The sequence below is a fragment of the Tardiphaga sp. genome (assembly GCF_044340795.1).
Lineage (GTDB): Bacteria > Pseudomonadota > Alphaproteobacteria > Rhizobiales > Xanthobacteraceae > Tardiphaga.
The window spans coordinates 1-14,646 of sequence record NZ_JBIISY010000157.1 but is presented as its reverse complement, the minus strand read 5'-3'; the positions used below and the strand labels follow the sequence as shown (position 1 = coordinate 14,646).

12 protein-coding genes are annotated in these 14,646 nt (G+C 58.9%); 3 read left to right on the top strand and 9 right to left on the bottom strand.

The genetic code is table 11. The features are described 5' to 3' along the window. Together ACIQ17_RS22170 and ACIQ17_RS22165 are read left to right on the top strand one after the other, a co-directional pair. Positions 1 to 812 (top strand): peptidase domain-containing ABC transporter (locus ACIQ17_RS22170; RefSeq protein ID WP_398471306.1); only part of this gene is annotated, 812 nt, incomplete at its 5' end. Between the two features lie 52 nt (positions 813 to 864). Next, entirely contained in the window at positions 865 to 2,853 is a 1,989-nt protein-coding gene (locus ACIQ17_RS22165) for an HlyD family type I secretion periplasmic adaptor subunit (RefSeq protein WP_398471305.1), read from the top strand. Between the two features lie 52 nt (positions 2,854 to 2,905). Here ACIQ17_RS22165 and ACIQ17_RS22160 read toward each other — a convergent pair whose 3' ends face one another. The 4 genes from ACIQ17_RS22160 to ACIQ17_RS22145 form a co-directional block, all read right to left on the bottom strand. Then, positions 2,906 to 4,267, bottom strand: coding sequence for a DUF4910 domain-containing protein (locus ACIQ17_RS22160; RefSeq protein WP_398471304.1), 1,362 nt, complete (start codon positions 4,265 to 4,267; stop codon positions 2,906 to 2,908). Between the two features lie 37 nt (positions 4,268 to 4,304). After that, complete coding sequence (locus ACIQ17_RS22155) at positions 4,305 to 5,594, bottom strand: methyltransferase domain-containing protein (RefSeq protein WP_398471308.1); 1,290 nt, start codon at positions 5,592 to 5,594, stop codon at positions 4,305 to 4,307. 170 nt (positions 5,595 to 5,764) lie between these two features. Then, complete coding sequence (locus tag ACIQ17_RS22150; protein WP_398471302.1) at positions 5,765 to 6,358, bottom strand: dTDP-4-dehydrorhamnose 3,5-epimerase family protein; 594 nt, start codon at positions 6,356 to 6,358, stop codon at positions 5,765 to 5,767. A 105-nt stretch (positions 6,359 to 6,463) separates the two neighbouring features. Then, on the bottom strand, positions 6,464 to 6,637 hold the full coding sequence (locus tag ACIQ17_RS22145) for a hypothetical protein (protein WP_398471301.1): 174 nt from the start codon (positions 6,635 to 6,637) through the stop codon (positions 6,464 to 6,466). A 287-nt stretch (positions 6,638 to 6,924) separates the two neighbouring features. Between ACIQ17_RS22145 and ACIQ17_RS22140 the strand changes: the two genes are divergently transcribed. After that, on the top strand, positions 6,925 to 8,346 hold the full coding sequence (locus tag ACIQ17_RS22140) for a glutamate-1-semialdehyde 2,1-aminomutase (RefSeq protein ID WP_398471307.1): 1,422 nt from the start codon (positions 6,925 to 6,927) through the stop codon (positions 8,344 to 8,346). Positions 8,347 to 8,705: 359 nt separating this feature from the next. Here the strand turns inward: ACIQ17_RS22140 and ACIQ17_RS22135 are convergent, their stop codons facing one another. The 5 genes from ACIQ17_RS22135 to rfbF form a co-directional block, all read right to left on the bottom strand. After that, on the bottom strand, positions 8,706 to 10,166 hold the full coding sequence (locus ACIQ17_RS22135) for an undecaprenyl-phosphate glucose phosphotransferase (RefSeq protein WP_398471300.1): 1,461 nt from the start codon (positions 10,164 to 10,166) through the stop codon (positions 8,706 to 8,708). A gap of 34 nt (positions 10,167 to 10,200) precedes the next feature. Further along, on the bottom strand, positions 10,201 to 10,872 hold the full coding sequence (locus ACIQ17_RS22130; protein ID WP_398471299.1) for a Crp/Fnr family transcriptional regulator: 672 nt from the start codon (positions 10,870 to 10,872) through the stop codon (positions 10,201 to 10,203). A gap of 656 nt (positions 10,873 to 11,528) precedes the next feature. Further along, positions 11,529 to 12,245 (bottom strand): LuxR C-terminal-related transcriptional regulator, encoded by a 717-nt coding sequence (locus tag ACIQ17_RS22125; protein WP_398471297.1) that lies wholly within the window; start codon positions 12,243 to 12,245, stop codon positions 11,529 to 11,531. Positions 12,246 to 12,465: 220 nt separating this feature from the next. After that, complete coding sequence (locus tag ACIQ17_RS22120) at positions 12,466 to 13,533, bottom strand: NAD-dependent epimerase/dehydratase family protein (RefSeq protein ID WP_398471296.1); 1,068 nt, start codon at positions 13,531 to 13,533, stop codon at positions 12,466 to 12,468. A 9-nt stretch (positions 13,534 to 13,542) separates the two neighbouring features. Further along, on the bottom strand, positions 13,543 to 14,394 hold the full coding sequence (gene rfbF / locus ACIQ17_RS22115; protein ID WP_398471295.1) for a glucose-1-phosphate cytidylyltransferase: 852 nt from the start codon (positions 14,392 to 14,394) through the stop codon (positions 13,543 to 13,545). Positions 14,395 to 14,646: the final 252 nt, after the last annotated feature.

The following is a 14,646-nucleotide window of genomic DNA, read 5'->3' as shown; positions in this document are numbered from 1 at the left end:
TGGGCGATATTCTTAATACCATGCCCGAGGCGACCTACGGCACCAACCGGATGTCACTGGCGAATATCAAGGGTCACGTCACCTTCGAGCGGGTATCGTTTCGCTACCGTATCGATGGTCCCGGCATTCTCTTCGACATCAATTTCAACTGCCCGGCCGGACAGGTCATCGGCGTGGTCGGCCCGTCCGGGTCCGGCAAAAGCACGTTGGCAAAACTGGTGCAGCGCCTCTACGTCCCCGAGGCCGGGCGTGTCCTTGTCGATGGAATCGACGTCGCGCAGGTCGATCCGGTCTGGTTGCGCCGACAGATCGGTGTCGTTCCGCAGGACAGCATTCTGCTCAACGGCTCCATTCGTGACAACATTGCCCTGGTCGATCCCGCGACCCCTCCCGACAAGGTCATCGAGGCCGCCACACTCGCCGGCGCCAACGACTTTATCCTGCAACTGCCAGGGGGCTACGATACCGTTGTCGGTGAACGCGGCAGCACCTTGTCAGGCGGACAACGCCAGCGCATCGCCATCGCCCGGGCCCTGGTATCCGATCCACGGATTCTGATCCTCGACGAGGCCACGAGCGCCCTCGACTATGAAAGCGAGCGCATCGTGCAGGATCACATGGCGCAGATCGCCCGCGGACGCACAGTCATCATCATCGCCCATCGCCTGTCCGCCCTGCGCATAGCGGACCGGATATTGACCATCGAGGACGGTCGGCTCGTCGAGGATGGCACCCATGACGAACTCATCAATGCCAATGGGCGCTACGCCAAGCTGTATCGGATGCAAGCCGGCTTTCAACGATACCCGTAGTTCTTGAACATGGAATTTCACGTGAGACAATGCAGATAGAGGACGGCATAGCGTGATTGAAGCCAGGGCCAATGTGCTTCGCACCGTGGGCGATCCAGGTCTGTTCGCCCTGAAGATGGTATTCCGCCTGCAAGGCGCGGAACAGGTCGCCATGGATCTTCCTGCCAGCGTCGATGGCGGCCCGGTCGATGTCGCAGACATGCTGAAATATGCCGAGCACGCCGGTTTTTCCGCGCGCTGCATCTCGACGACATGGTCTGAACTCCCCAGATACCATCTCCCGGCGATTGCCCAGTTGCACGGGGGCAGCTTCGCGATCCTTGGCCGGGTCGAAGGCGACAAGGCCGTTGTGCTGCGCGCCGAAGCATCGCGGCCAACTGTGATGAGCCGCACGGAATTCACCGATCTCTGGGAAGGCCGCCTCATCTTGATCGGCGAGCCCACGGTGGCTTCGCGGCCATCTCGCTTACGACGCGCGCTGGCCGCCATCCCCCACCGACGTCGCGAAGTGATCGCATGGCTGCGCTCGCTGCCTACCCCCGCGACCGCGGGCAGCACCGGTCTTCTGGCAAGCGCGAACCGAGGCGCACTCGTTCTGTCCGGCCAGGCGCAGAAAGTCAGCGGCGCGATCGGCCGCCTCGCGCTGCGAGATGCCAAAACACCTGCCCACGAACTCGCTTTTCTGCCGGCAGCGCTTGAGATCGTCGAAACACCGCCCTCGCCCATCGGCCGCGCGATTGTCCTGACGATCGTCGGCGTGTTCAGTTTCGGGCTGATCTGGGCGGCGGTCGGGACCATCGACATCGTCGCGACCGCACCCGGCAAGTTCATTCCGAGCGGCCGAACGAAATCGATCCAGCCGCTCGAGGCCGGGGTTGTTCGCACGATCAACGTCACCGACGGCCAAACCGTCAAGAACGGCGATGTCCTGATCTCGCTGGACAGCACGATGAGCGCAGCTGAACTCGAACATCTCAAGAGTGACCTTATGGGTGCCCGGCTCGACGTTGCTCGCTTGACGGCGGCACTGAGCCGAAAGCCGGATGTACTGGCCGCGTTTGTCCCTCCGGATCAGGCACCCCCACCCCTGATCGAGATGCATCGTCGCTACCTGGCCAGTCTCGTGGCCGAGCAAAGTGCCAAGTTGGCCTCGATCAATAGTCAGATCACGCAGAAGGAGGCGGAACGGACTACCTCGAAGGCCCTCGGCGAGAAGCTGCGATCGGTGATCGCGCCACTGCAGCAACGCGTCGAGATTCGCGAGCAGCTGTACCAGAAGGGGCTCGGCTCCAAGCTGTCCTATCTGACCGAATTGCAAGATCTGGTTAGCCAGCAGAAGGAACTATCGGTTCTGGACAGCCGCCATGCCGAGGCGGAAGCCGCCATTACCGTGCTGGTCGAGATGCGCACGAAGGCGATCGCAGAACATGAAAGGACGCTGTTCGACGACCTCGCAAAGGCCGAGCAGAAAGTTGCGGGCCTGTCGCAGGACGTCATCAAGGCGGAGCGCCGGACCTTCCTGCAAACCTTGACCGCGCCCATTGACGGCACGGTCCAGCAACTCGCCATCCACACCGTCGGCGGCGTCGTCACACCGGCCCAACCCCTGATGCTGATCGTGCCCGCCGATAGCCGGCTTGAGATCGAGGCGATTATCTCCAATCGTGACATCGGCTTCATCGAGCCCGGACAGGATGCAACAATCAAGGTCGATACATTCACCTATTCCCGCTACGGACTTTTGAACGGGAAAATCCTGAGCATTTCAAAAGACGCGATCACGCGTACCAAGCCCGTGGCCAAGGGTGACGAACCGTCGCTTTCGGCGAGTGCCTCCAGCAGCGAGCCCTCGGGGCAGGAGCTGGTCTATTCGGCCAGAGTTTCGGTCGACCGCACCGAGATGCAGATCGACAACAAGGTTATTCCCCTCACACCAGGAATGGCAGCCACGGTCGAGATCAAGACGGGATCGCGGAGCATGATCAGCTATCTGCTATCACCGTTATTGCGGTACCAGCATGAAAGCCTTCGCGAACGCTAGCGATCGCCGGCCGGTCTTGCGTGCGAGAATGTCCGTTCAGCGTGTTCGCAGTTCACTTGCCGGACACGTCTTCCACACGCTTCAGCAATCCAGCTGATGTCAGCGCCTCGGCCGCCTTGGTCAGCAAGTCCCATGACAGATTCGATCGCTCGGCAATGTCGAGCAGCGATGCATCGCCGTCTGACATGTTCAACAACCACAGAAGCGCCATCTGATAGTCGCCGGCGGATTTTCCGCCGATCCCGCCATACAGGCCGTAATCGCCGAGCTTCGGCTCGCACATCGGCTTCTGATTGATATATGAAGCGTTATTCTCGATCACATCGATGGTCGCGATCGCACGCTCCAGCGTGTCGCGCAGCGCCGCCGGCTTCACGAAGGCAACATTGTCAGCCGATGTGTGATATTCGGGAAACTGGCCATGCGGCGTCCGCATGAAGCAACCGACCGGGAGATCGATGCCTGGCGAGCAATATTGCCGCTCGTCGTAGCCGAACGGCGAGAATGGAAGCACCGTAAACGGGCTGCCGCTTTGCTGCAGCGTATAGATCCAGGCGCGATCGATTTCGGCATTGCTCCGGCGACTGCGTTTGTAGGTCGGCGCGCCGGCATCGCCCACACAGGTCAGAACCATGCCGTGCTTGATCTTTCCGATCGAGGACTGGTTCAAGGCCAGCCAGGTGATCGATCCGATCGTTCCCGGTATGAACAGGAACCGATATGAATAGCGCAAATCGCGGTTGCGCAGATGCTGCGCGAGCGCCGTTGCCACGGCGATCCCTGACAGATTGTCATTGCCGAGCGAGGGATGACAGACATGACACGAGATCAGCACTTCGTCCGACGACTTGCCCGACAGGCGCAACTGACCATAGGTCAGGTGACCCGGCTCGAGAATCGAATCGATGCAGACTTCGTATTCATCCTCCTGCAACGCGACGAGCTGATCGTGAGCGATGCAAAAGCCCCAAGTCGGTGCATAGTAGGACGTCCGATACGGCACGCAATCCGGGTGAGCGGGATCACTGAACAGATGCTTTTTCAGTTCGCCAAGACTTAGCCTGACATGGACCGGGACGCTGTAGCCGACCACATGCAGGTTACAGGCGCGGAAGTCGACGATGCGCTCCCCCGCGCTATTCTTGATATAGGCATCGCGAATATTCCACTCGGGAGGAACCGTCCAGTCGAACACTTTCAGGCCGGACGGCACTTCGCAGGTCGTGAGTGGAATATGCTCCTGCACTTTCCGCAAGGTCTGCCGCACGCCGTCTCCGGTGATGCTACGGCAGATCGGAAACAGCTCCGAAACCAGATGATGCATCGCCCGACCGCTGAGGTCGGAGGCCAGGGCGTCTGCCTCAAACATATCCTCAAGTCTGCCGGAAACGACCTTGCGGACGATATCATGCATGTCCCTGACCTCTTCTACGCTCCGCCTCGATCGCCGCTCAAGCCACCACAACGGGATGCGGAATCGGCACAACAAATTTGCCGCCCCAGTCGCGAACGAAATCGAGCTGGGACACGATCTCCTTCTGCAGATTCCATGGCAGGATCAGGATGTAATCCGGTTTGGTGACGCTGATCCGCTCGGGCTCGAAGATCGGGATGTGCGTTCCGGGAAGCAGGTGCCCTTGCTTGTGCGGATTGCGGTCGACCGTGTATTCGATCAGCCCCGGCGTGACGTTGCAGTAGTTCAGAAGCGTGTTGCCCTTGGCCGGTGCGCCGTATCCCACAACGGCCTTTCCATCGCGCTTGGCAGCCGCAAGGAACTCGTTCAGCTGGTTTTTCGTCTCAAGCGCACGCTGCTCAAACGACAGATAATGATTGAGATCCCCGAAGCCGGCTTCCGTTTCCTTGGTGCGCAAGCGGCCAACCCTCTGGGATACGGGGTGAATGCCGCAACCCTGATGCTGCGCATAGATTCGGAGTGATCCGCCATGGGTCGGAAGCTCCTCGACATCGAACAGTGTCAATCCATGTGCGGCGAAGACCTTCTCGACCGTCAGGAAGGAAAAATAGGAGAAGTGCTCGTGATAGATCGTGTCGATCTGACACTCATCGAACAGGCGCATCAGATGTGGAAATTCCAGGGTCGCGACCCCCTCGTCATCCAGAAGAATGCTGATCCCGCCGACGAAATCATTCAAATTCGGCACATGGGCCAGCACATTGTTCGCCACCATGTGGCTGGCGCGCAGCCCTTCACGCCGCATCGTCCGTGCGGTCTTCTCGCCAAAGAAATCCACTCGCGTGGGGATCCCGCGAGCACGCGCAACAGCAGCGACGTTCTGCGCAGGCTCGACACCGAGAACCGGAACATCGCGCTCGGCGAAATACTGCAGCAGATAGCCGTCATTGCTCGCGATCTCGACGACGCTGTTCTCCGCCGTGAGGTTGAAACGCGCGATCATGTCATCGACATAGGACTTGGCGTGCTGCAGCCACGAATCGCTGTAGGATGAAAAATAGGCATAATCACCGAAGATATTTTCCGGTGTTTCCCATTCCTCGAGCTGCACCAGAAGGCACTCGCTGCAGACAAAGGCCTTCAGTGGAAAGAACTTTTCATCGGCCTTGGCCGCATCATTCTTGAGGTAGGAGTTGGCGAGCGGTGACAGCCCGAGGTCGAGGAATGTGTGCTCGAGCGGCGCACTGCAGAAGCGGCAACATGGCTCGCTTGCACCGATGGCGTTCGCAACGGCATTAAACGACGTTGATGTGACTTCCTGGTTCAACATGGACCGCTCCTGGTGCGCGCATAGATCGATTGAGATGCCGTCTAGCGTTAGAGAAGCACGTTTGGGTTCACTTGACGTCGGTCAAGTCGCCAGCGTGCTGTTTCAAGCGGAGTGTCGATCGCATGCAAAAGTGGCTATCGGCCAGCATGCGCGACAGCGCAGGCTGGCTAGGCCGGCGTGTTTTCAGGAAGCGTCATGCGGGCGCGAATGTCGCCTGCTACGTCTGAGAGGTGAGGCCACATCGTGTCTCTCTCCGAGAGCACCCGCACCGGCGGCCACCCGATGGCGAGAGCAGGGTCATCAAAACGCAATCCTCCCTCTGCTCCCCTGGTATGCGCATTTCCCATAAAATAGAGAAGCTCAGTGTCGTCCGTCAGGGTCACGAAGCCATGAGCAAAGCGTGTCGGAATATATAGGCCACGACCATTCTCGGCCGAGAGTTCGATGGCGACGTGCTTCAACCACGTCGGCGATTCCGGCCGCAGGTCGACGATGACATCGGTGACCGCGCCACGAATGCAGCGGACATATTTTTCCTCGGCAGCGGGCGGGTATTGGAAATGTAATCCGCGCATGGTGCCACGGCTGCGGTTATAGCTGACATTGGCCTGGACAGTCCTCAGATGAATGCCGCGCGCGGCGAACTCCTCGACGCAGAGAACGCGCGAGAAATAGCCTCGATTATCCGCCAGCCGATCGATGTCGACGGTGAAGGCGCCTGCCAGCGCTGTTTCGGAAATGATCATCTGCTGGCGAGACATGGCCCTTGATGGGCCACGCGCTCACCTTGGCGCACGTAGGGGGCGTAACGTCCGCTCGGGCTGGCTACGCCCCGCGATGCCGCCAGACCATCTACAGCAGCACGATCAGGAAACAGCGAACTGCACGAGCTGCGCAACGGTGCGGAACAGCGCATAGCTCCAGACAACCGTCGACACTGCAGCAACGGCCACAACCACGACAGGCCAGTCGATTTTCCGCTTGGTTGTCGCAGTCGTCGCCGACGGGCTGAAGAAGGACGGTGCATTGAAATGATCCATGTGATGTCATCCACTGGCAATCGACAATCGACATCATCCTATTCGGCGCTGTACGCCGGACATGACGATGCTCAATAACCGACCAGGCCTGCATCAGGAATTTTCAGAGCGCTCGGTGCGCAAGAGGCCACTGTTTTTCGGACCTCCACTTCTGCGACGATCTGTCACTTCTTACTGTGGACGATGCAGGATTTGACGAAGCTCATATTGGCGCCGACACGATCCGACATACTCAGCAACCTTTCGTTGAATTTCCTGTTTTCATTGTCTTTTGTGAGGGCGTGACGATGGAGTGCGTTTCCTTTGATGATCGGATCACGGCAGAAAGAGCCGACATCACCTCTTCACTGCGCTCCAGGGCACACGCACTCATTCCCGGCGGCGCGCACACCTATGCCAAAGGGGACGATCAGTTTCCGGTCAACTCCCCTGGCTTCATCGCGCGAGGTCATGGCAGCCACGTGTGGGACGTGGAAGGACGCGAGTATATCGAATTCGGAATGGGACTGCGCGCCGTCGGGCTTGGTCATGCCTATCCGTCCGTCATTGCGGCGGCGGCGCGGGAACTCGAGCGTGGTATCAATTTCACGCGCCCGTCCCCTCTCGAAGTCGAATGCGCCGAAAGCTTTCTGAGCTTCGTGACAAGCGCCGACATGGTCAAATTCACCAAGGATGGGTCGACGGCAACCTCCGCTGCAATCAGGCTTGCGCGCGCGTTTACAGGCCGCGACATGGTCGCGCTTTGCTCGGACCACCCGTTCTTCTCATATGATGACTGGGCGATCGGGACGACCCCGATGGATGCCGGTATCCCAAGTGCCAGCAAATCCCTGACACTGACATTCAGGTATAACGACCTCGCCTCAGCCGAAGCGCTTCTGGCGTCCTGGCCCAATCAAGTTGCCGCGCTCATTCTCGAGCCGGAGAAGAACGAGCCTCCCGCTCCGGGCTTTCTCGCCGGTCTCCGCGAGCTATGTACGCGCCACGGTACATTGTTGATCTTCGACGAAATGATCACTGGCTTCCGATGGCCGACCTGCTCGGCTCAGCAGTTCTATAATGTGACGCCCGATCTCTCCACATTCGGAAAGGCGCTCGGCAATGGCTTTGCCGTCTCGGCCCTGGCCGGGAAACGTGACATCATGATGCTCGGCAGTCGCGCCCATGACCGTCGACGGGTATTCTTGCTCTCCACCACCCACGGCGCCGAGACCCATGCACTTGCTGCCGCAATCGAAGTCATGCGAATCTATCGTGACGAGCCGGTGACCGAAACTCTGGAAGAGCTCGGCCGCCGCTTGCGGGCAGGTGTGCAAGCTGCAGCCGTCCGTCACGGCCTTAGCAATCATTTCCTGCTGTCTGGCCGCGCGTGCAATCTCGTTTACGCATGCCTTGACGCAGACGGCAGTCCTTCGCAACTGTTCCGCACATTGTTCATGCAGGAGATCGGCCGCGCCGGCATCCTCGCGCCTTCCTTCGTCACATCCTATTCGCATAGTAACGAGGACATCGACCGCGCGATCGACGCCACCGATCACGCACTCGCTGTCTATCGATCGGCATTGGAGAACGGCATCGATCCCTATCTCAAAGGACGTCCCGTCCAGCCGGTCTTTACGCGCGATGGGGATGGTGCAAACGAGACGACACTGTCTTCGCGCATCGGTCTTTCTGGCAAGCGCGAACGCGCCGGTTCGCAGATCGCCTGACCAGGAATGGATATCAATGATCGGACGTTACGCTTTGGGAGCCGCTTAGCTGTTGCTTTCCGCGATTCGCGGCTCGCCCGTCAGGTTACGGTTGCGACGCCAAGCCTTCTCCACGAGGATCGCCGCCCAGACGAGATGTCCGAGGATCCAGAAAGCACCTATGTGCTGCCAAAGTGACATCGCGATTCCATCCAGAGTGCTGGAGAATATCCACGATCGCACTACTGGATACTGGAGCATGGCTGGTGCGAATCGCGGCGGCATCGCGATGCAACCACAGCGCTGGTAAGCAGAAAGTTAAGATAGGCGGTTCGACACCGGCGTGACTCCGAGCGAACGGCACCAGCCCACAGGCTCGGCTAGTAGACGTTGTCGGTCTTCATCAACCGGATCACCGTCAAAGCGAGAATGCGGATGTCGAGCCAGAGCGACCACGACTCGATATACCAGAGGTCGCTTTCGACACGTTGCTGCATCATCTCGATCTGAGGCGTTTCCCCCCGGAAGCCATTCACCTGGGCCCATCCGGTGATCCCCGGCTTGATCTTGTGCCGCAAGGCATAGGTCGCGATTCGCTGGGCGTATTCGCTGTCATGCGCCAAGGCGTGCGGGCGCGGCCCTACCAATGACATTTCTCCGCGCAAGACATTGATCAGCTGCGGCACCTCATCGATGCTGAGCTTCCGTAGCAATGCCCCGATCTGGGTAATGCGCGCATCATTCTTCGTTGCCTGAACAACGATCGGGCCATTGTCACTGGCCCGCATGGTCCTGAATTTATAGATCTTGAAGGGCCGACCATTGAACCCCATCCGGTTCTGGAGAAACAGCGGCTTTCCGGGCGACTCCCACCGGATCGCAATACCAATGATCACGAAGACCGGCAGCAGCACGACCAATCCTGCCGCAGCCAGCACCTGATCGATCAGCTGTTTGAGCATCAGCTGCGCCTTGCTGAGCGGCGGCCGCTGCAATTGTACAGTCTTGGTCGTGCCGAATTCCGTGAGAGGACCGTCAAGCAGGCGAACCACCTTCGTGTCGGCGACAAGCCTGACGGGAATGGGCAACACCTGCAGCTCGTGCTCGATCTGCGCGATCGCTTCAAGAAAATCCCATGGCATTGCGACAACAACTTCATCGGCATCTGCCTGACGGGCGGTGGCAACGAGCTCATGCATTCTGGCTTTGAGCAAGTCAGCATCCAGCAGGCGATCAGGACCGGCGGTCAGTTCCACAATCGCAACGACGTCATGCCCATACAAATCCAGCTGGCTTAGCGCCTCGTTGCTCACCAGTTCGTCCTTGAGCCCGACGATCACGACCCGGTTCGGTCTGAGCCATCGGGACCGGATGATGTGGGCGCAAACCGCTGCGACCAGCACGCGAACCATCACCGTGACACCGATGCCGCTGATCATGTAAATGACGACCCATCCCCGCGAGAATGTCGCGCCGCTCTTCAGCAGGAAGACGAGCCCGGCGAGACATGCGAACGCCGCCAGCCAGACCAGGACTGAGCGTCCAATCTGCCAGTTCACCTGAAGCAGCTCCGGTGAACGGTAGAGTTTTGCCCCATGCGCGAAGGCGGAGTAAACCATCGCAACCGCGAAGCCGGAGCCAAGCGTCCCCTTGACCTCATTGATGTTTGCAACCAGTTGCGCGTCGTAGATCGCCCCGGTCAACAGCGCGAGTGCAGAGATCCATGCGAGATCGAAAAGGGCAACGAAGGGCGAGACGATATCGAGTGATTTCGGAATACCGATACGGTCAGCAATGCCTTGCTCGGACTTTTTGCCGCTTCGCGTCGCTCTTTTTGCCATCGAGGGCTCCGCCGATTATCTGCTTTGATGTCCTTCAACGTTGAGTGCGCGTGCTTGCCACCCGCATCAGCCCGTCACGATCGAGGTATTTGATCGTTTTCCGATTAGGCAAATCGATCAGCTTCTTCGCCTTGAAATGCGCGAGCGTTCGGCAGACCGTTTCCAGTGACGTGCCGATATGGTCCGCAATGTCCGCTCTGGGCAATTTCAATCGCAGCGCCGACGGGCACTTCGGGTCTTCCCGGAGATGCGGCTGGATACGAAGCAGAAGCCAGGCGACTCGCGCCACACATGTGCGCTGGCTCATGGTGAGCGCGAGGGAAAGCGTCTCTTCGAGCACCTGATGCGTTCCGCATGGTGCGCCTGCCTGGCAGACATTGGCAACCGATGCCCGGACAACCCGGCAATCCGTCACCGCCTCCGCAGTGAACTGCTGGCACGACTGCCGCGTGGGCATCACCACATCCCCGGGCCAATAAAAGGCCAGGACCTGGCGGTTGCCATCGGGCAACAGGCGCACGGCCCGAACCACGCCCTCGATGATTTCGATCTTCTGGCTTTGCTGGTCGCCCTCCCAGAACAGCGCGCGTCCCCGGGGAATGATAATTGAGGATGGTGCGCGCGCCGGAGTGATGCGGTTTGTCGGCATAAATGCGCCGATGGCGGGCTGAGAATTAAACGAGCGGGAAACCATGTCTGACGGCATCGGTCAAACCCCTTAACTGAACGCAGTTAAGGTGACATGGCGCCAATTTTATGAAAACTCTAGCTGCGGTGCTACGACCTGTGATGGCTTCGTCTAGTCGGTCCGGTCTAGTCCATCAGTACGATCGCGAGGGACTTGCACTCAGCACATGCAGAAATGAAGAAGTTTCGCTGAATTCAGCAGCGTTGCGCACTACATTTCGGCAACTTAGCGAACTCTCCAATCGCGTAGTACAGTCTGTCCGATCCCGCACATTTTGTCTGTACGGTATTTAAGATATCCTCAGCTAGTTTGTTCCGAAGGTCTCTTCGCAAACGTATCGGCGTGCCTCGCGAGGCGCATCACCGCGGGCGACCTGCCGCATGGTTGGTTGCTGTGTAGTTGACGGCGCCCCCAAGGCATACGCGATTGAGCGCGGAGCGACGAAAGGAAGACACTGACCTTCAAGATCGGGCTGTCTGAGGGGATCCGCTCGCTGTGCTCTTCAGCAGCATTACGCGCCTGGCATCTTGCCGATGGGCCGATCGCCCTCCGACCAGTCGTCAGCCGGATATGTTCGCGTACGAGATATATCTGGAAGGATTTACGATCGGGCGCGACATCGTCATCGTGTCACGATTGGCCAGCGGCATCGACATGCTGATCTCTGCAATCAGCTATGCCGGAAATCGCAGTCGCGTCTTGGCGCTATCGCTGCCATCGAGGAGAAAGCGCGAGCCAGGACTTCGACTTTTAGCGCGCCCTGAGATGCCGACGATCTTGGCTGCCATGAACGCTGCTTCGGTCCGGTTGCGGGCACCGAGGGCTCGCAAGAGCGCGGCCGTGTGAATCTTGCTTGTCCCCTCGGCAATGCTCAGCTCGCGGGCGATTTCCTTGTTCGACATGCCCTGAGCAAGAAGCGGGAGAACTTCATTCTGTCGCCGCGTCAACCGAAGATTCTCGACATTAAGGTTGACCGCCGGCTGCTCATGAACCGCATTGTGGTCGCCGTCCGCCAGCCATCGCGGCACATATATTCGCCCGGACAACAGGTCGCTGACCGCGGTCAGCAATTCGCTGTCAGACTGAAGCTTGTAGATGAATCCATGAAAACCTGCCGAAAGGCAGCCAAGTACATCAGCACGCACATTCGACGTGGACATCACGGCGAAACGCGTTGCCGGTCGCCGCTCATACACGTGCGTCAATGCTTCCAGCGATCGATGATTCAGGCTGCTTACATCCACCAAGATCAAGTCGTAACAATCGCCTGCCTCGAAGCGTTCGAATCTTGATGCTTCAACTACCCTCGAATGGGGCAAGCTTGCTTCGATGACATCGCGGAGCCCGCTTCTATAAACGCTGTGCTGATCGATCACTAAGATCACAGACACGGTACATTCCCCGAAAAGGACTGAAAACTTTCCTCTATCGACAAACCAATTTCTTTGACGTCAAATTATCTAATAGGGGTATATGCAACGCACAAACGCTACCCGGCATTTCGAATTTGTCAACTTGATCATTTGAGTCATTTCCGAACGTTGTTACCAGCCATCGGATCGGCCTCTGGGTCTGCGTCCGCCGCGCAGTCACAGACCCAGCTCCGGTAATTTACCTGCTTGCCACCGCCGCTGCCGCGGGAGCCATGTTCTTCATCGGCGTCCAAAGTAGCCGAAGATCCAGTTGAGCGGTATCCCGCAAATGCCGGAGTTCGGCCAATCGCGTGAATGGAGCGGATGTAAACATCTTCTCATCAAGCTGAATGCGCTCGAAGACACTCCTGAGCTGCGCTGCGCCGGACCGGGCGTCCCACTTGCAAGAAAAACTCGGCATGCGTTCCTTGATCTTGGCGAATGACACCCGATAACTGCGGTCATCGCTTCCTGCTGCGCCAAATGTCAGGACGGCATCCGGGAATGTCTCCTTAACGATTTGTGCAATATCGCGCACCGCGTAATTCTGGCTCTCGTCGCCAACATTGAAAGCTTCGCCGCTGACAGCCTCGCGGGGGGCTTCCAAGGCAAGCACCATTGCCTGGCAGATGTCATCGATGTGAACCAGCGGCCGAAGAGGCGACCCGTCGCTCATGACCCGGATGATCCCGCTAGTAAAAGCGTGGCCGGAAAGATTGTTAAGTACCAGATCGAACCGTTGCCGCGGCGATGCGCCGAATGCCGTCGCGTTCCGCATGAAGACGGGTGTAAAGCGCGAGTCCGCCATCGCCTTGACGTCCCGCTCGACCAGCACCTTGCAGCGGGCATATGCGGTCCTGGGGTCGACAGAAGACGTCTCCGATTTCATCTCGCCACCGGATGCGCCATAGATGCTGCAGGACGATGCATAGACAAATCGCTGGACACCCGCCGCTTTGCATTTCCGCGCAAATGCGACAGAGCCTTCATAATTGACCTCCATCGTCATTCCCGGATCGTTTTCGCCGAGCGGGTCGTTGGAGAGCTCCGCCAGATGAATCACCGCATCGACCCCCTCGAGATCTGCGACAGAGAGCTGGCGCGTATCCTTCGAGATCACCATCGGACGGGTCCGGCCATCGTCGAACAGCCAGCCACGGCGATAGAGGCCGGTGTCGATCCCGGTCGCATCGTGCCCGTAGTCCAGGAGCTTCGGACCCAGCACCGCGCCAATGTAACCGTCTGCTCCGGTATAAAGTACACGCATGTCGATACCTCAGGTGCTGGGCTGTTGGAGTGGCAGCAGCTCGGAGGTCCGAAGCACGTTGGCGGTCGGCGCGGCAGGCTTCTTCTGGTCCCACACGCACCACGGCGGCGCTCCGGAGTCCCACTGTTCCTGCAACACGGCCTTGTCGCGCAGGGTGTCCATGTTCTGCCAGTAGCCACGATGCCGGTAGACCGCGAGCTGATCCTGCTCGACAAGCCGGGCGAGCGGCTCGTTTTCCCAGCTGGTGCTGTCATCATCGATCAGATCGAGCGCCTGCGGCTCGACGACGAAGAAGCCGCCATTGATCACGTGCCCATCCTGCATGTCCTTTTCGCGGAAACGAGCTGCACGCGGCCGATCCGAAGACAAGTTGAGCGCACCAAAGCGCCCGGGCTGCTGCACGGCGGTCACCGTGGCGAGCGCGCCTTGCTGATGGTGGAAGCGGACCAGCTCCTGCACATTCACGTCGCTCACGCCGTCGCCATAGGTCATGCAGAAGGTGGAATTGCCGAGATAGTCCTTGACGCGCTTCAATCGCCCGCCGGTCATGGTCTTCTCGCCGGTATCCACCAGCGTGACCTTCCACGGCTCCGACGTATTGCGGTGCGTCTCGATCTGGTTGCGCTGGAGGTCGACAGTGAAGTCGCCCTGGCGAGGGAGATAGTTCAGGAAGTAATCCTTGATCACATGGCCCTTGTAGCCGCAGCAGATCACGAACTCGTTCAATCCGTGATGCGCATAGAGCTTCATGATGTGCCAGAGAATGGGGCGCCCGCCGACCTCGACGAGTGGCTTTGGGACGACAGAGGTATGCTCACTCAATCTGGTCCCATAACCGCCCGCGAGAATTACGACCTTCATGCGTCTCTCCTGTATCCTTGATCTCGCTATGGCGATGGCCAGCAGGGCATCAGCTGCGAGCTAGGTTGAGACTAGATCGTTCCGCCAGGCTCTATTTGATGACAGTCAACTCTGCACAGAAAGTGAGCCAAACATGTCGCGACCATCTGCGGTGATGATGCCTGTCACCGAGACGGTCGCTTGATATTTCGTCCAGCCATCACGAGCAGAAGCATGAGCGACAGGCTGGACAGAAGATCGAGGGTCACAGCG

Bases quoted from the DNA above. Each gene is read 5' to 3' on its own strand.
- ACIQ17_RS22145 (WP_398471301.1), bottom strand. From the start codon at position 6,637: ATGGATCATTTCAATGCACCGTCCTTCTTCAGCCCGTCGGCGACGACT.
- rfbF (WP_398471295.1), bottom strand. From the start codon at position 14,394: ATGAAGGTCGTAATTCTCGCGGGCGGTTATGGGACCAGATTGAGTGAG.
- ACIQ17_RS22130 (WP_398471299.1), bottom strand. From the start codon at position 10,872: ATGCCGTCAGACATGGTTTCCCGCTCGTTTAATTCTCAGCCCGCCATC.
- ACIQ17_RS22120 (WP_398471296.1), bottom strand. From the start codon at position 13,533: ATGCGTGTACTTTATACCGGAGCAGACGGTTACATTGGCGCGGTGCTG.
- ACIQ17_RS22140 (WP_398471307.1), top strand. From the start codon at position 6,925: ATGGAGTGCGTTTCCTTTGATGATCGGATCACGGCAGAAAGAGCCGAC.
- ACIQ17_RS22135 (WP_398471300.1), bottom strand. From the start codon at position 10,166: ATGGCAAAAAGAGCGACGCGAAGCGGCAAAAAGTCCGAGCAAGGCATT.
- ACIQ17_RS22160 (WP_398471304.1), bottom strand. From the start codon at position 4,267: ATGCATGATATCGTCCGCAAGGTCGTTTCCGGCAGACTTGAGGATATG.
- ACIQ17_RS22150 (WP_398471302.1), bottom strand. From the start codon at position 6,358: ATGTCTCGCCAGCAGATGATCATTTCCGAAACAGCGCTGGCAGGCGCC.